The 19,012-nt window shown below is 61.3% G+C and carries 26 protein-coding genes and 4 tRNA genes; 13 read left to right on the plus strand and 17 right to left on the minus strand.

The annotated features are described in order from the left end of the window. Positions 1–103: 103 nt before the first annotated feature. Both K883_RS00005 and istA read right to left on the minus strand, forming a co-directional pair. Positions 104–916, minus strand: a complete 813-nt coding sequence (locus K883_RS00005) for an ATP-binding protein (RefSeq protein WP_014711800.1) — start codon at positions 914–916, stop codon at positions 104–106. Next, the gene (gene istA, locus K883_RS00010; protein ID WP_033712892.1) at positions 913–2,466 is read right to left on the minus strand and encodes an IS21 family transposase; all 1,554 of its coding nucleotides are present in this window, start codon (positions 2,464–2,466) and stop codon (positions 913–915) included. The genes K883_RS00005 and istA overlap by 4 nt, the downstream gene beginning before the upstream one ends. Positions 2,467–2,634: 168 nt before the next feature. Between istA and K883_RS00015 the strand changes: the two genes are divergently transcribed. Further along, positions 2,635–2,907 carry a hypothetical protein gene (locus K883_RS00015; protein ID WP_156035603.1) on the plus strand — a complete coding sequence of 91 codons (273 nt, stop codon included), beginning with the start codon at positions 2,635–2,637 and terminating at the stop codon, positions 2,905–2,907. A gap of 73 nt (positions 2,908–2,980) precedes the next feature. Next, positions 2,981–3,415, plus strand: a complete 435-nt coding sequence (locus K883_RS00020) for a hypothetical protein (protein WP_020823063.1) — start codon at positions 2,981–2,983, stop codon at positions 3,413–3,415. 63 nt (positions 3,416–3,478) lie between these two features. On the opposite strand, the gene K883_RS00025 is transcribed toward K883_RS00020, so the two are convergent. The 4 genes from K883_RS00025 to K883_RS00040 form a co-directional block, all read right to left on the minus strand. Further along, positions 3,479–4,102 carry a DUF732 domain-containing protein gene (locus K883_RS00025; RefSeq protein ID WP_157895596.1) on the minus strand — a complete coding sequence of 208 codons (624 nt, stop codon included), beginning with the start codon at positions 4,100–4,102 and terminating at the stop codon, positions 3,479–3,481. Positions 4,103–4,149: 47 nt separating this feature from the next. Further along, the gene (locus K883_RS00030; RefSeq protein WP_036453290.1) at positions 4,150–4,365 is read right to left on the minus strand and encodes a hypothetical protein; all 216 of its coding nucleotides are present in this window, start codon (positions 4,363–4,365) and stop codon (positions 4,150–4,152) included. After that, entirely contained in the window at positions 4,362–4,676 is a 315-nt protein-coding gene (locus tag K883_RS00035) for a hypothetical protein (RefSeq protein WP_131820968.1), read from the minus strand. Before K883_RS00035 ends, K883_RS00030 begins: the two co-directional genes overlap by 4 nt. Before the next feature lie 176 nt (positions 4,677–4,852). After that, a tRNA-Val gene (locus K883_RS00040) sits at positions 4,853–4,924 on the minus strand. A gap of 182 nt (positions 4,925–5,106) precedes the next feature. On the opposite strand from K883_RS00040, the gene K883_RS00045 reads away from it, so the two are divergent. The 5 genes from K883_RS00045 to K883_RS27385 all read left to right on the plus strand — a co-directional run bounded on the left by K883_RS00045 (position 5,107) and on the right by K883_RS27385 (position 5,962). Then, a tRNA-Gly gene (locus tag K883_RS00045) sits at positions 5,107–5,179 on the plus strand. Between the two features lie 28 nt (positions 5,180–5,207). Next, positions 5,208–5,281 (plus strand) — tRNA-Cys (locus tag K883_RS00050). 17 nt (positions 5,282–5,298) lie between these two features. Then, positions 5,299–5,373 (plus strand) — tRNA-Val (locus K883_RS00055). Between the two features lie 107 nt (positions 5,374–5,480). Continuing rightward, positions 5,481–5,633 carry a hypothetical protein gene (locus tag K883_RS27380; RefSeq protein ID WP_156035605.1) on the plus strand — a complete coding sequence of 51 codons (153 nt, stop codon included), beginning with the start codon at positions 5,481–5,483 and terminating at the stop codon, positions 5,631–5,633. A 143-nt stretch (positions 5,634–5,776) separates the two neighbouring features. After that, entirely contained in the window at positions 5,777–5,962 is a 186-nt protein-coding gene (locus tag K883_RS27385; protein WP_131820967.1) for a hypothetical protein, read from the plus strand. A 190-nt stretch (positions 5,963–6,152) separates the two neighbouring features. Here K883_RS27385 and K883_RS27390 read toward each other — a convergent pair whose 3' ends face one another. After that, positions 6,153–7,034, minus strand: coding sequence for a hypothetical protein (locus tag K883_RS27390; protein ID WP_131820966.1), 882 nt, complete (start codon positions 7,032–7,034; stop codon positions 6,153–6,155). Between K883_RS27390 and K883_RS00065 the strand changes: the two genes are divergently transcribed. After that, the gene (locus K883_RS00065) at positions 6,990–8,870 is read left to right on the plus strand and encodes a hypothetical protein (RefSeq protein WP_036453296.1); all 1,881 of its coding nucleotides are present in this window, start codon (positions 6,990–6,992) and stop codon (positions 8,868–8,870) included. The two genes, K883_RS27390 and K883_RS00065, sit on opposite strands and share 45 nt — an antisense overlap. A 178-nt stretch (positions 8,871–9,048) precedes the next feature. Here the strand turns inward: K883_RS00065 and K883_RS27395 are convergent, their stop codons facing one another. The 8 genes from K883_RS27395 to K883_RS00090 all read right to left on the minus strand — a co-directional run bounded on the left by K883_RS27395 (position 9,049) and on the right by K883_RS00090 (position 15,021). Next, entirely contained in the window at positions 9,049–9,315 is a 267-nt protein-coding gene (locus K883_RS27395) for a hypothetical protein (protein ID WP_131820903.1), read from the minus strand. Next, the gene (locus tag K883_RS27400) at positions 9,316–9,639 is read right to left on the minus strand and encodes a hypothetical protein (RefSeq protein WP_131820902.1); all 324 of its coding nucleotides are present in this window, start codon (positions 9,637–9,639) and stop codon (positions 9,316–9,318) included. Continuing rightward, complete coding sequence (locus tag K883_RS00070) at positions 9,636–11,021, minus strand: phage major capsid protein (RefSeq protein ID WP_081914337.1); 1,386 nt, start codon at positions 11,019–11,021, stop codon at positions 9,636–9,638. The genes K883_RS27400 and K883_RS00070 overlap by 4 nt, the downstream gene beginning before the upstream one ends. 228 nt (positions 11,022–11,249) lie before the next feature. Continuing rightward, positions 11,250–11,537 carry a hypothetical protein gene (locus K883_RS00075; protein ID WP_131820901.1) on the minus strand — a complete coding sequence of 96 codons (288 nt, stop codon included), beginning with the start codon at positions 11,535–11,537 and terminating at the stop codon, positions 11,250–11,252. A 5-nt stretch (positions 11,538–11,542) separates the two neighbouring features. Further along, complete coding sequence (locus tag K883_RS27405) at positions 11,543–11,707, minus strand: hypothetical protein (RefSeq protein WP_156035607.1); 165 nt, start codon at positions 11,705–11,707, stop codon at positions 11,543–11,545. Positions 11,708–12,150: 443 nt separating this feature from the next. Further along, a complete protein-coding gene (locus tag K883_RS00080; protein WP_036453301.1) occupies positions 12,151–13,233 on the minus strand; it encodes an AAA family ATPase in 1,083 nt (360 codons plus the stop codon). A gap of 337 nt (positions 13,234–13,570) precedes the next feature. Further along, positions 13,571–13,762 (minus strand): excisionase family DNA-binding protein, encoded by a 192-nt coding sequence (locus K883_RS00085; RefSeq protein ID WP_036453302.1) that lies wholly within the window; start codon positions 13,760–13,762, stop codon positions 13,571–13,573. 107 nt (positions 13,763–13,869) lie between these two features. Further along, the gene (locus K883_RS00090) at positions 13,870–15,021 is read right to left on the minus strand and encodes a tyrosine-type recombinase/integrase (RefSeq protein WP_036453304.1); all 1,152 of its coding nucleotides are present in this window, start codon (positions 15,019–15,021) and stop codon (positions 13,870–13,872) included. Positions 15,022–15,319: 298 nt separating this feature from the next. Here K883_RS00090 and K883_RS00095 point away from each other — a divergent pair, with 298 nt between their 5' ends. Beyond that, positions 15,320–15,577 carry a hypothetical protein gene (locus tag K883_RS00095; protein WP_131820900.1) on the plus strand — a complete coding sequence of 86 codons (258 nt, stop codon included), beginning with the start codon at positions 15,320–15,322 and terminating at the stop codon, positions 15,575–15,577. 162 nt (positions 15,578–15,739) lie between these two features. Here the strand turns inward: K883_RS00095 and K883_RS27410 are convergent, their stop codons facing one another. After that, a complete protein-coding gene (locus K883_RS27410; protein ID WP_104150870.1) occupies positions 15,740–15,919 on the minus strand; it encodes a hypothetical protein in 180 nt (59 codons plus the stop codon). A gap of 169 nt (positions 15,920–16,088) precedes the next feature. Here K883_RS27410 and K883_RS00100 point away from each other — a divergent pair, with 169 nt between their 5' ends. Both K883_RS00100 and K883_RS00105 read left to right on the plus strand, forming a co-directional pair. Then, entirely contained in the window at positions 16,089–16,313 is a 225-nt protein-coding gene (locus tag K883_RS00100; RefSeq protein ID WP_020823067.1) for a hypothetical protein, read from the plus strand. Between the two features lie 68 nt (positions 16,314–16,381). After that, positions 16,382–16,702, plus strand: coding sequence for a hypothetical protein (locus K883_RS00105; RefSeq protein ID WP_020823068.1), 321 nt, complete (start codon positions 16,382–16,384; stop codon positions 16,700–16,702). A gap of 53 nt (positions 16,703–16,755) precedes the next feature. On the opposite strand, the gene K883_RS00110 is transcribed toward K883_RS00105, so the two are convergent. Beyond that, positions 16,756–16,947, minus strand: a complete 192-nt coding sequence (locus K883_RS00110; RefSeq protein ID WP_020823069.1) for a hypothetical protein — start codon at positions 16,945–16,947, stop codon at positions 16,756–16,758. A gap of 833 nt (positions 16,948–17,780) precedes the next feature. Here K883_RS00110 and K883_RS27415 point away from each other — a divergent pair. After that, positions 17,781–18,581, plus strand: coding sequence for a hypothetical protein (locus tag K883_RS27415; protein ID WP_020823070.1), 801 nt, complete (start codon positions 17,781–17,783; stop codon positions 18,579–18,581). Beyond that, a complete protein-coding gene (locus K883_RS00120; protein WP_036453308.1) occupies positions 18,578–18,973 on the plus strand; it encodes a hypothetical protein in 396 nt (131 codons plus the stop codon). Before K883_RS27415 ends, K883_RS00120 begins: the two co-directional genes overlap by 4 nt. The last annotated feature ends 39 nt before the right edge of the window (positions 18,974–19,012 follow it).

The raw sequence follows: 19,012 nt of genomic DNA on the forward strand, positions 1-19,012 counted from the left end.
TGTCGCTTGCCAGGGTGATGGGACCACCGTTTTGCCATGAGCATGGGACCGGTTGTTTCCGGTTACTGGCCGTTGTGATGGTGACTGACGAGATGGCTGCTGGTCAATTCGGCTGGTCCGAATTGACCGGCTTTGCGGGGCGGGGTTTCTGACGTTGCCGGTAGGACTCGCCTTCGACGACGAGTTCGTAGGCCGCGGATTGGAGCCGGTCCATCGCCGACTGCGCCAGCAGTGGGTCGGCCATCATGGTGAGAATCTCTGGGGGTTCGCGGTTGCTGGTGATGATCGTTGAGGCGGTGCGGTGGCGTTCCACGATGATTTCATAGAAGTCATTGGTCTCGGTGGTTTCAAGCCGGTGCAACGCGAGGTCATCGATGATGAGTAGCTCGACGCGGTGCAGTTTGCGTACCTCGTCTTCATAGCTGCCGTCTAGCCGTGCCCCGCGTAGGCGTTTGAAGAGTTTGTCGGCGCGTTCGGTGTGCACGCTGTGGTGACGTCGGACCGCGATGTGTCCTAAGGCGTTGGCCAGGAACGTTTTTCCGACCCCGACCGGGCCCATGATGAGCACGTTGTAGGCGTCGGCCAAAAACCGCAGCGAGGTCAACTCTGCCCACAACTGGCGGTCGTAGCTGACCGCGGCGGTATCGTCCCAGGCCTGTAACTGCATCTGCGGATCCAGACGGGCCGCCTTGGCGCGTAGTTGGGCGGATTTGCGGTCGCGGCGGGTGACCTCATCGGCCAGCAGCATCTCCAGGAAATCGTGATGCGGCAACCGATTGGATCGTGCCAAGGCGAGCCGTTCGGGCAGGGTGTCGAGCAGCTGGCCGAGCTTAAGACGGCGCATCAGGACTTTGAGGTCTGCAGAGATCTCGATCGGCTTGACCGCTGGGGTGGCGTCAGGACGGGCGGGGCTCATGATGGCCTCCGCACCGTAAAGTCAGTGGCGGCGCGCACGAATCTGGATGCCGTGGGCGACGGCTTGGGGATCAGCGGCAGCTGCGCACCGGCGCCACGGGTGAGCATGCGCTCGATCAGGCCGACGTCGATGACCTCGGCGTCCAGCGCGCGTCGGCAGGCATCATCGACCGCCTCCGCGCCGTGGCGGCGCACCAATCCCAACAGGCGGTAGACCTGGCGCATCTTGGTCCACGGCAGCGGGTGTTCTAACACCGCGGCGGCGTAGACGCCGACATGGGTGCCGTGGGTGGCTGCCTTGCGCTGCAACGTGTTCAGATCCCGCATGGCATAGACCGACACCTCAGCGGGCAGGTCGGCGGGATCGGTGTGGCGGCGCCCCGGACCCACCACGGGGTGGACCTTGATCAGCTCACCGCGCCAATACAGTTTGACCGTATGCGCATCCACGCGGGCATCGAGGCGGCGGCCAATCAGCTCGCCGGGAACGCTGTAAAGCGCCCGCGCGATCTGCACATGCCGATCCGGGGCCACCTTGGGCCGGCTCCAGGTCGGGATGTCGAACACCTCGTTGGGCACCGGCTTGAGTTGGGGTAGCTCCTCGGCGGCGAACACCTCGACCGGGCGGCACCGGGTGGTGCCGTGGATTCGCATCCCGGCCACCTGCCCACACCACTGCTCAGCTCGCGCGCGGCAGTCACTCAGGTTCCGAAAGTCTTCTCCGGCAAAGAAATTCGATCTCACATATTGGACGCAGCGTTCGACGCGAGGCTTATCGCGGGGGCTGCGGATGCGGGTGGGGTCCACAGCGAATCCCCGAGCCTGGGCATATTCGCGAAATGCGTCGTTGAGCTTCGCGTCGGTCGCATCAGCCTTATCCACGATGGTCTTCATGTTGTCCGGGATCACCACCGCGAACACCCCACCAAAGAACACCCACGCCGCTTCGAACCCGGCGATCACCTCGCCCAGGGTCTGCCGGTAGGTGGGCCAAACGAACATGTGCCGCGAATACACCGCGGTGAAGATCAACCCATGCACCACCCGCCGGCGGCCGTCCTCGATGTCGGTGAGCAGCCCGAGTCGACCGAAGTCGACCTGCAGTTCGCTGCCGGGCTCACAATCGGCCACCGGCACCGTGGCCCGCCGTTGCCCAAAGCCCAATTCCGTTGTGGCATATCGATGCAACGTGCGATACGACACCACCACTCCGCGCCTGCCCAGTAGCGTGTGCACCTTCGTCAAGGTCAAGTCCTGTTTCAGCCACGCCTGGACCTGCTCACGCTGAGTGTCGATGATCTCCCACGTCTGGCTCTTGCCGTTGGGCCGGCTCGGCCGCACCTCGGCGATCACCGCCGCCAACAGCTCGTCAGTCAGCTGACAGGCGTCGCCATCACGGTCCAGCCCGCACGCGCGCGCCCGATCCACATACCGGCGCACCGTTTTGCGGTCGGTGCCCGAGAGCCGGGCCACCTCCCGATACCCGCGACCATCCAGCCACAGCCGCAACATCTCCTTGACTTCGATCACAGAAACCTCCCGGTAGCTCATTCGGCCAATACAGCGGCCGAGCAACCGGAAGCCCCGACGCCACGCCGGGTGGTCCCATAACTGGCAAAACAGCTAGCCAGGTGGTCCCATCACTGGCAAACGGGTGGTCCCATGCTCATGGCAAAACCGGCGCCGAGCTGGCCCCTTGTCCCTGGCAGCCGACACGGCTTGGGCAGCACCACTGCGGCGTCCCTGTCGGTGCCCTCCGGAGACGGGCAGATGGTGGCGCAAGCCTTCACCTGCGCAGACGCCACCTCGGGAGCGTTCGCGAGCTACAACCAGACCAGTAGATACAACATCGCCGGTGCATCGGGAGCCAACGAACCGCTTGTGATCGGAGATGCCAACGGTGCGGCATCACTGAGTTTCAGCGCTACCGCGCCCGGCGCCAACTATGACTGGCTAGGCGCTGCCGTCCCGCTGATTCCGTTCAGCCCCTAAGGGGGGCAAAACCCACGAAAGCTACTGCCGGATTTAACCGGAACCAAACCACGAAAGGTCAAAACACACACCCATGAGCATCTCCGCAACCCTGTACGGCGGGGTCCTGGAATCCCTCGCCAATAAAGAAATCGACCTTGGCAGCGACACCCTCAACGTCATGCTGCTCACCAGTTCCTACGTGCCGTCGGACACACATCGCTACCTGTCCGACCTCACCGGAGAGGCGGTGGGCACCGGCTACACGTCGGGCGGCAAAACACTCACGGGAGTGACCGTCACCTACAACACGGGCACGAAAACACTCACCGTAGACGCCGACGACATCTCGTGGAGTAGCTCCACTCTCACCGCACGCTACGCCGCGATCGTTGACGTCACCCCGGGTTCGGCCAGCACCAACCCGCTAATCAGCTATGTCGACTTCGGTGCTGACGTTTCCGATACCAACGGCACCTTCCAAATCAACTGGAATGCGGCCGGTATCGCCACCGTGTCCCACGCGTAAAACCGAGAGGGAAAACACCCCACACATCTACCGACGCCCTCGGCGATCCGGAGCCTGCCTGTTCTAGTGGAGCAGTTCCCGATACTGCGGACAATACGCGGTCACGGAGACACGGGTGATGTCGTCAACGTTGGCGACGGAGAGGCTGGGGTTGCTTTTCATCCCCGCGCGCCTTATGTCCTCGAAGGTGGACCCGGTGGCGAAGTCGTCGCAGATTTGGTGGCCCACATGGATGGCGTTCGCACGATTGAGGGTGTTGCGTATCCCAATCCGCTCAAGCCCCCGTAGGTAGACCTCATCCGGCGTGAGCGGCGGCGGTGGTGGTGGCAATTCCGCAACCGTTGGCGGAGGAATCGACTGCGGTGGGCTGGAACTGGCCGGAACCGAGACCGCGGGCACCGCGATATGCCGCGCCACAACCGGCAACGCGCGGCCACCCAACACAAACGCAGCCAAGCCCACCGCGCCGACGAGGACGCTAATCAGCAGCAGCCGCAAGGGTAGTGACAGTGGGCGGCGATTCGATACGACTTCCGGCGCGGAGTCTTCAACCGACCACGCCAGTTCGTCGGCCGCGACTTGGTGTTCTACGGAACACCTAGTTGTACCGCCGCTGTCTACGACGGCAGTGTTGGCGTCATCAGTGATGGCGGCCTGGGTGTCGTCACCATCGTCGTGTGCGTCCATCGTGGATAGCTTCGCTCCCTCTCGGTGAGAAAAGGGTAAGTCGCGGATCATCGGAGCACTGCCAGATCGGCCCGCACCAAATCCTCAAAGCGCCTCTGTTCGTCTGCCACGTAGCAGAGGGCATCCACCCCGGCCTGCGTGGGCCGTTGCCCGCCGGTTGCCGAAAGCACCGCCCGAGCCACCCAGATATCAGGGTGGTCGGCGCCCATTCGGTCGGCGAGAAAACAGAGCGTGGCATGCAAAAGCTGAGCGTCGCTGGTCATTTCGATGCCCCGCCAACGTCGTTCAGCCGGTCGTAATCGTCGGCCGCAGCGATCAGCGCACGAGCAAGCCGGCGGGCCTGCTTAGCAGTTACATCCTCTAGGCCAAGGTCTTTGTCGAGATAGATGAACCGCTCGACACTGCCGTCGCCGTGCTGCAGGCCGTCGATGCCGACCGCGAAGCGATCTGAGCCCCACGAGCTGCCGACGAAACGGCGATACACATTGGGAGCGCCATCCGGGCCGGTGGGACCAAGCTGCCACTCGTAAACACGCAGTGCGCCAGCGGGGACGGGGAAGGTATTGTTCGGCATGTCCAGCTCCTTAGCAGTTGGGCCATACCCCGGGACGGTGACCGCCGTCGCCGGGGCCCTCCGCACCTTGCGGAGGCCTCTCTTGCTGCGGAGAACTGGCGAACCGGATAACACCGAGATAACATCGGTCCTGCTTCGTAAGGCTAGATACCCTAGTCTAGCTGCGACAATACAAGTGGTCCCGGCTGGGATCGAACCAGCGACCTTCCGCGTGTGAAGCGGACGCTCTCCCACTGAGCCACGGGACCGGCGCCGAGATGGCGAACGACGTCGAAGACTAGCACGTGCAGACCCCGACGATACCGGCCGCATCGGCATGCCGGGCGCGACGCGATAGCCTAGACACGGCTCGTACCAAGAAATTTGTATGTGCCCGCTCACGTGGACTATCGTCGTGCTTCGCACCGGGCGACGATCTCGTCCGAGGCGCGCGGATGTAGCGCAGTTGGTAGCGCATCACCTTGCCAAGGTGAGGGTCGCGGGTTCGAATCCCGTCATCCGCTCGAAGGTGCAAGTGGCGTGGACCCCAACGGTGGAGTGGCCGAGTGGTGAGGCAACGGCCTGCAAAGCCGTGCACACGGGTTCGATTCCCGTCTCCACCTCCAAGCTTTTGGTTTCCCCGGCGCGATTAGCTCAGCGGGAGAGCGCTTCCCTGACACGGAAGAGGTCACTGGTTCAATCCCAGTATCGCGCACCAGATTTGATGCATGTCAGGGGCACTTTTTCAAACCCCGACTGGTCCGCGTGACCTAGATATGACCTGACGCTCTCGGTTGGCTGGCAAATCACCGAGAGGTATTGACCATGACTGGCAGGAACCGCAAGGTTGCCGCAGCGTTGACGGCGGTAGGTTTCGTCGTCTTATTGCTGGCGGTCGGCGATGGCTTGAATCCGCTTGAGGTCATCCTCGCTGGTGCCATCGTGATCGCCGCTATCTGCGATTACGGGCTGAAGTAACAGCGGACATTGACGGAGGTCCGCCAAGGGGTGTCCACGACCACCGACACCCTTTCATCCGCGGTCTTACCGCATAACGCGGAAGGCCCTGGCGGCTGCGCGAACAGCCCCGGGGTGTGGCCGAACTACCAGAGGAGTTCGACATGCAGAAAAGTACTCGCGCGCGCCGGTGTGCACCGATTATCCCGATTGAATCCCGCCGACCGGCCTACCTCTCGGAAGTGGCGCATATGACCGATGTCGTCGGCCTGGACGATCTGACTACTTTTGAGCTTGCTTCGCTGGCGAACCTGTTGGCGCCGGCGTACACCCGAAAGGTTCTCAAGTAAATCTGACCCTTTAAGCAGGTCACGTGGCGTACCATTCGAATCTGCAGCGTCTTGGCTTTGATGGAGGATGCATCATGTCGCGTTTCGGCAGAATCCTGGTCGCCCTTGTTATTGCTGTTGTCCCGTTGACCGCTTCGGGTTGCTCAACATGCGACATCGGGACAACGTGCTTTTACTAAGCCTTTGCTTTCTAGTACGAGCTCAAGACGGTCGCGATGGCGCCCCACGTGCTGACGGTGCCGCCCGCCGAGAATGTGGTGGACGAGTTCGCGTCGCTTACTGCTAGGGCGGCGTCGGTGCCGCTCTGGTTGTAGCGGTTTGTACCGCCCGCGGGTGTCAATGACACTGTGATGCCCGCGCCCCGGTATCCGGTGGTGGCTTCGACGATCATTTGGTCGTAAGAGCAAGTGACGGATTGTGTTGGGCCCGTTGATCCGGTCGTGCCGACCGTGGATACAACGTTGGAAACGTTCAGGTACGAGAGGGAGCCGGCGGCGCCGCGCGATGGGGTGGACAGCGCGAATGCGATGGTGCTTGCGCCGCCTGGGACATTTGCCAAGCCGAATCGGTATTGCACGGCGTCGCCGCTGTAGCCGGTCGTCAGGGAGATGTTCTCCAACAAACCCATGGGGGTGCCTGCGTAGGTACACGACGTCACTGTGGTGGCGCGGTCCATGTATATGTCTGCGATCACGTAGGCGCCCGCGGTTGCGGTGTGTGTCCATGAGCCACTGGTGATCGGAGACCCTATGGATGCTGATGCGAGCTGGCCGGTGGCGTCGTAGAGGACAGGTATCCTCATGACCCCGGACAGTCCGATCGACGGGGTGATAGTCAGCCCGACTCTGCCCGATTCGATCGGTGCACCGACGATGACACGATATTCATCGAGGTTAAAGCCAGAGTTGATGAGGCTTCTTTCAACGAGGCTGAGGGGCGTCTTCGGGACAAGTTCAAAGACGTCGGCAAGAACATCGGCGACAGCATCAAAGACGCCACGTCGTCGATCGGCGATCACGTCAAGGACGTGAGCCGGTCTATCGGCGATGCGTTCAAAGATTATCTCGACCAAGACGTCAAGGACTCGATCAAAGACCTCGGCCGCGGGCTTCGCGACGAGGTCAAAAGCGGAGACGTGCGCGGCGCTCTAGACGACATCGAAAAGACCGTCCGAGGCACCACTGACCTGATCACAGGAATCGGCGAAGCCTTCGGTGTGCATCTCGACAACGTCGGTTCGATCGGACACACCATCGGCGACACCATCTCCGATCTCGGTGACCGCGTCGACAAGGTCACCGGAAAAGTCCACAACTTCAGCACCGGCCTGCACGCTTTCAAATCCGGCGACATCAGCAAGGGAGTCAACGATCTCGGGTCCGCGTTTCACGGATTGTTGCCGGACAGCTTGCAGGACGGGCTAACCAACACCCTTCAGGTATTCAATGACACGCACGACACCATCAAAGACACTCTCGGCGTAGTCGACGAGCTAAAAGGTGCCTTGAAACTAGGCGGCGAGGCCGGCCTGGGCACAAGTCTTCTAGGCCCAGAAGTAGCGATCCCGGCGGCGTTGCTAGCGGCCGGCGGATACGCCGCATATCACTTGCCGAAACAGGTCATCACCGACGACTTCCTCTTTCGCGGCGCCGACGACTTCCTCAATGGCGGAAGAGGACCGAATAGGGGTGGGGAGTTTCCGCGGCCCGTGATTTCGCTCCCGGAGTTGGGGATGCCGCAGGCGCAGCCATCGATGACACCAACGTCGCAGCTGCCGTCGTTCGCGCCACTGGACACGCCCGACGACGCATCCGACCCACTGAACATGCGGTCAAATCTGCGGGGATATCCTTCCCTCCCCGCGAATTACGTACCCACCCCCGTTGTCCGTGACGGTGGCGGCTCTGGCGGCAGCTCGAACGTGCAGGCGCAGACCGCCACGGTCGAAGCAGGCTCGGCCACCATCATGGCGTCGAGCGTGAGTCTGGGCGGAATCTCGCTGTCGCAAGTCCTCGGCGGGGTATCGCTGCCAGGCGCAGCATCACCCAGCGCAGCAGCGAGCGATCCGCGGAACAAAGCGCTTTCTGGCCTGGGCATGGGACAACCGACAGCACCGAAGTATTGGCCCGGCTATTCCTCGTCGTCTTCGATACCGTCGATCGCCCCGCAAGATCACCACTTCGGCGGCGGCATGATCCCGGGCGATTCGCCGGGATACGACAACCATCTCGGCAGCGTCGGCGGTCGGCCGATTGGTCTTGAGGGCGGCGAGTTCGTCGTCAATCCTGATGCGACGCAAGCGAATCTGCCTTTGTTGCGGGCTATTAACAGCGGTAAACTGTCGCACTTCGACGAAGGGGGCGGCCCCGTCGCCGCACCCGCTCCTGCGCCGGACCCGAATATCACAACCCAGCCCGAACCGCCGACGAGCCGGCCTATCCAGCAGCAGCAGATGGGCCACGGCTCCGGTATCGGCGTCACAGGTGGCGGCGCGCTGGGCATGGCGGAACAGGCCGGGGTGATGGCCGCGACGATGTTCGGGTTCGGCGGCGGCGGAATGGCGGCCCAGATCGGTATGCAGGAAATGAATCTGGCGATCCAGGAGGGCGGCAAGATGGCCGCCGCTGCTGCGATGGCGCTCCCGGAAACGTTCGGCCTGGCGGGCGGCCAGATGGGCGCCCCCGCTATCGGACAGGGCGGCTGGTTCAAGAAAATCGTCGGCGGCATGTTGGGGTCGATGACGAACCTCCCCAACGTTGCCGGTGCGACCCAGCCCCCGAAGCAACACCCGCAAAAGGAGGGCGGACCCGACGCCCAGGTCGCAGACGACCCGTTGATCGTCGTCGGCCATCAGCGCGCACCTTTTCTAAGTCGGGGTATCCCAGAGACGGCACCCATAGGCTCGTGACGGCCCTCCCTTTCACCGCCCCTGGGATGCGAATCCCCCACCCGCTGAAAGGGGTTACGGATGGGGGTCGCCGAGCTCCCGGCGTACACGGTCAGCGGCCAGGTAGTAACCGCCTCCATTACGGGCCCGTGGAAGATGGGGGCTTCCACGTGGCGCGCTGCACGCCGAGAGCAGTCCATCAGCCGGGGAATGCGTAACTGACAGTCGCCGTACCGGACGACGTGATCGCATACACCGCTACTGGTTCCGCGCCCGTGGTCGGAAATTTCACGGGCGTATTGATTCCTACCGGGAAGCCGGTCGAGGCGGTGACACCAGGGCCGCCGATGAAAGCCGCCGCGCTGGAATTGATCAGCACCCCGTCGGAATCGGGGACAGCACCCACGCTGCACACCAATGTTGCGGTGGTGCCGACGCTGACCTGTCCTGTTTGAAGACCTGACATTTATGCACTCGCTTTCTTAGTGGCCGGCACTGGGGTGACCCATCCGGCCCGTATCCATAGCCTTGTTTGTTCGTCGTCGGGCGCATCGAATACGTCGCCGCCGGTGTACGGCTTGCCGTGAACGACACGGTAATTCCCGTTAACTTTGACTTTCATTGTGGCGCTTGGCGTTTCAGCCACCTTGATTCCCTTCTCGCTTGTCGTGAGGAAGACAACTTCGGGGGTAACCTTGACCTCAAGATCGGCAGACAACGGCAGGCCCCGTTCATCGAACGGCCACGGCCCGGTGCAGGACTGCAGCTGATCCCAGGTCAGTGGCCTCACGACGTCGGCAACCCGGTCACGATGTTGACGGCAGTCGGACGCGGAACGCTCAGCGCGACACGTTCTTCCGCGCGCCAGCTGAAGGTGTTGGTGGTCCACTCCGTGTCACCCCACGGGTTGAACTGCAAGAGCAGCCCGAGGCGTGTCCAGAAGATGCCGCCGCCGGCGCGCACGCTCATCACGATCGACGTACCCGCGGGACATTGGGTGGTGCACGCCACCCTGACACCCCACAAGCTCCCGTACGAGGCCGGCGTCCCCTGTTTGATGATTGAAAACGCGTTGGGCTCACCGGCTGGGCCGGCCGACGCCGGGGAGCCGTCCGCGGTCAACCCGAGCGGCCCGGTGGCCTGGTCGAGAATGTAGGTGCCGAATGACGACTTCTCGCGGCGCAGCGCACCCCAGGTTGTCGGGTGCATGATCACCAGATCCGGCTCGGCGAACGCCGCCCCCGTTCTGACGTCGATGTACGCCTTATTCATCGCGTCCAACGGGGTATCGCTACCCACTGCGCGGGTCAGCGTGCCAGAGACGTTGAGCAGCCCGTTGAACGTCGCGTTAGTGGGACCGCCGCTGTAGGAGTTCGATCCGGCCGTGGTCGCCAAGAGCAGAAACTCGCTCTCAGCGTTGATCAGCGAGCGCGTCAACTCCTGCGGTAGCCACGAGCTCAGCGCCGCCTGACCGTAAGCGCTGGTGTCCTGCCACGCCTCAAGGCTCGTGGACACAAGGCCGGCGATCTTCTGCGGTCTCACTTGGTTTTCGGTGATCGTCGGCCCAATGTCGCCCTTCGTGCCACCCTCAGCGACCGCGGCGACCTCAGCCGAGTTGGCCGTGTGGGAAAGCCACGCCGCGCTCGGTCCCGGCATCGCGGCGCCCGGCAGCAGAGACGCGATCCGCGTCGGCTCATAGCCGAGACCCACCGCGTACGGGGTCTGGACCGGGGGCAGATTGCCGGAAAAGCCACCAGAGATACCGGATTCCAATACCGCGGACTTGGTGGTGATCCCTGCCATCCACGGCGCCTGCTCCCCACCCTTCGTTCCGATCTCAATCTGGAACGGCATCTTGGCGTCCATCGCCATCTCCAGCGCCTTCAACTGCGCCGGAGTGATGTCCATCGGGGTAGGCGGCTTAGGACTGACGCCAAAAGCCTTGGTTTCCAGCGTCGAACCGCTGAAAGCCGCCTCCTGGCGAGCCACGGCCTGATTGCCCTCCCGGAAAGCCTTCTGCATCGCCTTCAGGCGCGCCGTCTCTTCGAAAGCGGCGTCAACGCTGTCGTTGTAGGCCTTCGCGCTGATCTCGCCGGCATCGAGCAAAGCTTTCTTGCCGTCAAGCTCGACCTCAAGTTCCCGCGCTCGGCGGCGAACGTCGTCCATATTCATAGGGAATTTCCTTCGCAAAAGTGCAGTCAGAGCACGTTTTTCGTGCACAACGAAATGGGGATTGCTCCGGTGAACGGCTAGCGGTCGAAAGCTGCGGTCGGCGGCGGCGGGAGACTTAACGTCAGCGGCGGTCGTCGGCGGGAGCCCGGCGGGAAGCCTGCGGTTGCGACTACCAAATTACACGCTTGTAAGACGTTTCGGTAGCGGTTTCAAGCCATAAAACGCGTGTCATCCCAGCGCGTAGGCGGCCTTCACCCCAGTCACCAGGGCACGTAGGAGTCGCTGCGTGGCACCCACACCGCGACTCGACAAACACACCGCGTGCGCCGCTTCAGCGATCTCACTGACGATCGCACTGTCCGGGGCATCGGCGTCCTCCTCTAGATCCTTCTGAACAACCTCGATGAGCTTGAATCGGTGGTTCAGCACATCCATCGGCACAGTAGAGTCCATAAGGTCGAACTTGGCGATCTCGTCGAGGAGGACGCGAAAATTGGTGCGGTTATGTTCGTTCATGTTTGTCATCTTTTCTCGGCGCCCACGTGAACACCGGCCAAATGGTCGTATTTCCGCTGCCACTCAGCGATAACCGGATCGAGCTTCTCGAGGCCTTTAGCGAGGCCGTGCTGCTGAAGGCGCGCCTTGTCCAGCTCAAGACGTTTGAGCAGGTTATTGATGCGGCGCATTTCCGCCTCACCGGACCGCTGGCATCCTCGCGAACACCACCGTCGTGGCCGTCCACCCGACGCACCGGGAGGGCCGAGCGGACTTCCGCACTTCGGGCATTTGCTGACTTCCACTAATTTGCTCCTTCGTTAGCTGGAATTGGCCGTGTGCAATAGCGGGTTAGGTTTTTCGCCTGTTTTGGCCCCTTTTTCTTTTTGTTGGCAAATCACACAGGCCGTTGAGGGGGTCGCAACAGGGACCATCCGCCAGAGATTGCAAGCCCCCCACCTGCGGTTTTGCGCTGCTCACCACTGTTTGCCCTTCTGACCTGCGCGAATGTGCCCTGTGCGAGATACACCGCATCGTCAATCGAGGTCATGTTCACGGGTCGCTTCCGCATCGTGTCTAATAAGGACGCGATGGTGAGTGGCGATGAACTTGTTTGCTGGATGGGCTGGTGTCATCAGGAATAGTCACTTCCAACCGCTGTTGCGACCGTTGCAGGTGTTGCGTGCATAGAAGACGACGCAACACTTGCAACGGATGCAACACCTCTGTACGTACCGCGGCCTGCCTTCTGAATGCGTCCTGTCTCAGCCAATCTCGCTAGGTAGGTGCGCGCTTTGTGCGCGTCGATGCCAAGCTTCTCGCTGACGTCTGCGGCTTTCGTTTCGGGGCGCTGGTTTACGAGGTCGAGAATCTCGCGTGTGTCGTCGCCGAGCTGGCTTTGGGCGCGGCGGCTGTCGACGGCTTTCGCTGCTTCAGCGAGCGTGTAGCCGTCAAGGCTCCACAGTCCGCCGTCTGCCCTGAGTGCGTATTCGCCTTCGGCGAGGTCGCGCCCGGTCACGGCTAGCACGGCCTCGTCCTGGTGGCGTTTGCGTGAGAGCACGAGCACGAAATCCGCTGAGCCTGCGATGCCTTGGGTACCGCTGACTGCGTCGACGAAGTCGGCGGCTTCGGCTTTGCGGCTGTGGTGCACGACGAGCAGCGTCGATCCCGGTGAGGCGTCTACCGTTTCCTTGAGCCGGCTACCGATCTTGTAGTCAGTCTGATAGGAGTCTTCGTATGATGCCTTGGGCGGCTTGACTTTTCCGAGTGTGTCCAGGATGACCAGGGATGGCGCAGTCTGGCGGCTCAGGAATTCGGCGATCATTGGCAGCACTTCGTGGGTTTGCGCGCGGATGATGACGTTGATCGCTTCGGGTATCGGCTGATTAGCCGTGATCGTCCGAAAGCGATCCTGTAGCCGGCGATACCCGTCCTCGAGCGCGAGATACAGGACTGGGCGTTGGCTCACGTGCAGGCGGTTCAGGGCTATTCCACCCGAGGCTACGGCTAGGCCGATACCCGCTGCGAGCCAAGACTTCCCGGCTTTTGGTGGTGCTACCAGTAGGCCGAAGCCTTCCGGGATGACACCGGGCACCGTCCATTGCAGTGGTGGGAACTGCTGAGCGTCGAGCCACCTTCCGCTGCGCATTGTGACCAGTACGTCATCAGACTCGGCCTCGTACATCTCGCGTAGTTCGCCGGAGCGGTCGACAGTCATGCGACGGCTCCGCCGCAGCCTTCATGTAGCCGAATCGCTAGGTCGCGGTCGGCTGGGCGGCGATACAAGGCGCGCCGAACTTCCAAGGGCGTCAGCGGCATGTGGCCGCACGCCAAGACGTGTTCGGCGGCGGCGCGCCAGCCGTCTAGAGCGGCGTCGGTGAGTGGCGGCTGGGTGCACTTGCAGATCCACGGGTCCCGACAGCCGCAGTCTAGTGGCACTGACCGGCGCGCCGTGTCGCGTCGTCGCTTCAACTGGGAACGCAGGGTAGAGTACGGGGTACCAGTTGATAAGGACTCCGCCCCCGATTGCACCAGGGGGCGGTTTTCTTTTGCGCTCATGCCACCGCACCGCCGAAAGGCTGCATGGCGGCGTCGATCTCGTCGATACGTAGGCGGACGAGGCGATGACCGCTGCGGTAGCCGCGCAAGCGGCCATCGGCGATCATTTGCCGAATAGTTCTGGTGGTGACGCCTAGATAGTCTGCGGCGTCCGCGATGGAGACGTACTTGTTCGATCTGCCGGGCATTGCAGCACGAGCCTTCCTCGTATGTAAGGAACCCACGCGAAAGGCGCAGGTTGGCTGTGCTGCAGCGCCTACATTACACCGCTATACGCACAAATGTTCTACATGGCTCACTTGGGCGTGTCGGCAGTTACGAGCTCCGACAACAGTTTCGCTATCTGGCGGTCGCGGCCGTGGGCTGCGTGCTGGTAACGCATGGCGGCGGCCGGTGTTGAATGACCAAGGCGTGCCATTAGTTCCGCCAGCGTGGCGCCGGTGGCCGCGGCGAGCACTGCGCCGCTATGCCGTAAGTCGTGCCAGCGCAGATCATCCCGGTTGGCTTTCGCGCGCGCCTTGTAGAACTGGCGGTAGAGGCTGGCCGGCGCCAGGTGCCCGCCCTGTAGAGCGGGAAATAGCAATGCGTCCTTATCGGGCTCTACGAAGCGCGCTAGGTGATCGCTGATGGCCGGTAGTAGGTGCGGCGGTATCTCGACGTCACGCCGCCCGGCATCGCTCTTGGGTGTCGTGGCTTGGAATCCTCCCCCGGCGCGGACCACGGCTCGCTCGACGCGCACAACGCCGTAGGCGCTGTCGGCGGCCTGCACGAGGGTGATGTCTTTGCGGCGCAGCTCGGTCAGTTCCCCGAACCGCAAGGCGCACCATGCAGCGAGCAGAACCATCGGCCTATAGCGTTCGGGCATGGCCTCGGCGATGGCCGCTATTTCGTCAAGTGACGCTGGCCTGATCTTGTGGACACGTCGCGAGCTACCGGCGCCGCGGATGACACAGGGATTCGCTTTGATCTTGCCGTCACTAAGAGCTGTGCCCATGATTGTGCGCAGCAGACCGTAGGCGTGAGCGCGCAGGGTTGGGGTTTTCGTTCCCATCTTGGCGTGCCACGCCCGGACGTCGTCAGCGGTAATGGACGCGATCGGGAAGTTGCCGAACGCGGGCACGATGTGGGCCTCGAGCAGCTTGTCGTAGTGCTCGCGCGTGCGGTCCTTGAGGTCACGTTGAGCCATCCACGTTTTCGAGTAGGTGTCGAAGGTTAACTTCGGCTGTGAGTTCTCGCCAACTTCGGGCGGTTCCCACGCTTTGCGGATGATCTCCGCGTGCCGCAGTGACAGCCACGAGCGGGCCTCGCCTTTGGTGAGGAACAAGGTTGGCGCCTTATAGCGGCGACCATCGGGGCCGAAGTAACGCGCGCGGTAGCCGGTCGCCAGCTTGTCGACGGACCCAAAAGTGCCCGTCTTGCGGCTTTTGCGACCCGCTCCGCGCGTCACTGTGCACCTTTCCGATCTCAGGTCATGACCTGAATATGACCTGACCATAGCACACTCATTTCCTCTTGCTTCCGCTTGGTTCCTGCTGTACTGTTCGAGGTCAGCGCAGGTAGAATACCAAAAACGCTGGTAAAATACATAGTGTCAGCAAACTGAGTGTACTGGTTCAATCCCAGTATCGCGCACCAGCTTTCGTAATGCTCAGGGGCACAATCTGAGCGACAAAGCAGGCCACGTGAACTACATGTGAACTGGTCAACCGGAACGCTAGCAACCCAAATAGAGAGGTAGCTAGCTCATGCCAAAACTCCCGAACCTGTCGGTGCCAAGTGCCACGCTGAACTTCCCAACGACGGAAGGCCCAGCCATGCACAACCACACCATCCCCGACTTCGAGTCAATGCCCGCCCGCGCTCTCGGGGTCGCGCTGTTCGATCTCACCAATGCGCTTGCAAGGAAGGTCGGCCACGACGAGACGCTGCGCCGGCTACAGCGGCACGGCATCGCCAGCATGGACGAGCTGGACAACGAGCTGGCCGAGCTGCTCTGCTCATGACCATGCACGCGGCCTAAGCCGAACTGAGGTCACCGAAGGCGGAAGGCAGGTCAGGCGCTGTTACTGGGCCTGACCTGCCTTTTCCGTGCTGCCACGGAAAAGCGGAAATCCGCTGCCGCTCATCTGGTGCGCGGCTGGCCCTAGCCGTCCAAGCAGTTGGGCTCAGCCCATGCGCGGCGACGCGGAAGGCGGTCGCGGGGCAGCCCCCCGCACGGTCGCGTACGCATTCGCGAGCTGCTCGAGCTGCGCCGGAGCGTACGACCCGCCAGCCTCTTTCTTGATTGCCTGCAGCAGCGCTTCTGCTGTGTCGTTGGAAAGGTCTCTGAGGTTCTCACCGGACATGGGTACGGACGATAGCCGCCCTGTCTGTCAAGTGTTGCTAGATTCGTTCTCCTGCGGCAAGCTGCTGCCGAGTGTGAGGTGGTCTAGTATGCTCGCAGCTGAATTACAGCATGTGTAATACCAGGTCACGAGCGGTTACCGCTTCGGTCGAACGGGTAGGATTAGATGCATGACGACGATCGGCAGGAATCCCAAGGCCAGTCACCTGGTGACGTCGATCGAGCGCGGTCTGAATCGGATTTTGACGAATCCGACGGGCCGGCTGCAGGAAATGCGTCAGGAACTCGAGCGGGAAGAGGGCGTCCGCCGGCATCGCGTCGAGATCAGGTCGCGCGAGACCCGCGAGACGTTGGAGATGGCGGCGAGATATCTGCGGAGCCTGCCGAGCTCCTAGCGCGGATCGAGCGCTTAACCACACAAGTCGAATATTCCTGGTCAGGTCCTTTGGCACGTCCAGAGGACATGGAAAAGTACCGCCAACTCGTGCCCGACGCACCTGAACGGATATTCCGGATGGCTGAGTCACGAACCGTCGACAACTCAGCGCGGCTTGACCGCCTCGTTTCCGCGGAAATCGAACAGGCCAAAACGGATAGGTCCACGGCGGTCGTGTTTCTCCTCATCTTCACAGTGGCCTCGATCGTCTTTTTTGCAGTCAACAATCCGATCGCTGGCGGTGCGCTGATTAGTGTTCCGGTTCTCGCAGTAATCAAGACGATGTGGTCTTCGCCCATTTGGCGAACGAAAACCCGGAACGATGAAAAGGCCGGCTCCGGCGAATAGCACTGCGGGCCGGCGTTACACACTCTGGGCGAGGTGGAAGCGCTTAGGACACCTCAGCGGTGGATTGTCGCGGGCTGCTTTTCATAAGTACCCGGTTTTACCTCCGTCCAGTGGGACGGGCTGTACAGCATGACCTGTTCCCCGTCCTTGGTCACTTCGAGGATGCCGCTATCGCGGACAACGAGGACATGATCGTCGTCGTATTGGTCGACGCGCTTGCTTTGCACTCTGATGTAGAAGGCCATGGTAGAAGCGTGCCATGAAGGCCGGTCCGAAGTCCTCAGTTGACCCGCCATTGTTGCCGTGGCGGGCCGCGGTCGGGGGGCTCGTAACAAACGGTCAGCCGAACGCCACCCCGGACTGCTCTAAAGGGGATCGGGGATGGGGACCCCCGATACCCCCGCCGCCCTACGCCGATAAGGCACTGCGGCTCGGGTTCTGTACGGGTCTGGGGATTTCGGGGGTTAACTTTCAGACACCTCTGACACCGCCGACATGGCGAAATACCTTGTGCAACACGCGATTACGCGCCACGGAAAGCATTGCGATGCACGCGAATTCGAGGCCGTGCTACCCCGCCGAGCGCCAATCAGCGAAGTTTTGGGAAGCGTACAAAATATTTTTTGCAGTGCCGTAGCGGTGTCCGGCCCGGGGAGGACCGGGGTCCCCACCCCTCCCCCGCTCAGTGGGTGCGCGGAGGGTGCTCAGCGTCGCGCTGCGGCTGCTTCGCGTCGGGTCTTGATGCCGTGGCACCACGGGCAGGCGGCTTGCAGCTTGCGGCCGAGCGCCTTGGCTCGGGGGGTGCCTGTTGATGCGATGTTCTCGACGTGGTCTGCGTGGGTGGCGTGGCCGGTGCAGCCTTGCGCGAAGGATGCACACTCAGGGCGAACCGGCAGCGACTATCGCCTCGGCACTTGGTGTGAGCAGAGCGACGGGTCTACCGAGTCTTGGCTAGCCCAAGCGAATAGCTGTCCAGCCTACCCATGGCGGAGATAGTCGCCTGGTAAAAGAAATCTTGCGCAGCGCATGGAAGACTTACTGATTTACCTGTGCATGGTCGTAGCCGTAGGATCGGCGGGTGGCTAGCATTGAGGATGAGATTGAAAAAGCACTAAGTTCCTCGCGCGAGATGATCAGTGCATATCTAGGTTGGTTTCAAGAGATTCAATTCGCCGGCATTCATAATACGGTGTACAACGATATGCTTGAGTTTGTAAATTTTCGCGTCGAGACGATTGATTCCTGTTTAGACCTTATCGCAAAAGATAAAATTGCAGACTCGTTGGGGTTAAGCAGAGCGATACTGGAAAATTATCTTCTGCTCATATTGATGTGCCGTGGACGCAAATTCTTTCGATTGCAGAACCTGGAATCGAAATCTCCCGAAGACTTTGATCTGTACTTGAAAGAACAGCAAGCCAAACTTGAGGAACATAAGAAGACCAGCAGCACAGGCGCACTCTACATAGCGAAATATCCTCGCGCTAAGCGCCACATCATGTACGTGTTCGAAGGGTTGACCAGCGAAGATGACGACGTTTTCATCATCCCGTATCATTTCTTCCAGTTTCAAGAGTTCCATCCTGAAACGATGCGGCTGAATGATTCCGAGTATTTTGAATACTATGAGCCGACTCCTGAGATGAAGAAAGCGCAAAAGGATCAGCGGGTAAACGCTTCTGGCCTTTATCGCTTTTACCTATCCTACGATGCGCTTTTACAGTGCCTAGAACTCAATGGTCTTGTGGACAATGATGTCATCGCTCGAATTGAAGCGCATTACACGTTTCTCGGTAAATTTCTTCATCCGACACATAATGCAGCGCGACTTTTGTATGAACGCTCAAATTTCTACGACGGTGGAACTGCATCGGCATGAAGCGGCCTTACGCGAAGGACTCTGTCCTTCTAGCGGCGCTTTACGTCGCGTATCTGCTAGCGGCAGTGCTCCACGAAGTTGCAGGTTTCTTCGAATCCGCGCCAAAGATGTACATCGAAGACGCCGCAACTTCTGGCCTCCGGGGACTCACTGAGACGGTGTACGCAAACTTCCCGTACTTTTGGTTCCTTTTCAATCGCCCGCCACTTTGGGACAAATACAACTACGCCATCCACTACGTCGATGACGCCACGCTCGCCGGTTATGGGGGTTACGCGAATATTCCAGACTCAGTAATTCCCTTCGACTGGGACATTCACAGACACCTCACCCACGCAATTGGCGGATGGAGCAACACACGCCTCGGTGTGTACCGCTCACCGCTTGGCTAGCGAAAGGAGCGTGCCAGCCCGATCACAACGTTACGGGCA

The sequence above is a fragment of the Mycobacterium sp. TKK-01-0059 genome, assembly GCF_000709305.1.
Lineage (GTDB): Bacteria > Actinomycetota > Actinomycetes > Mycobacteriales > Mycobacteriaceae > Mycobacterium > Mycobacterium intracellulare.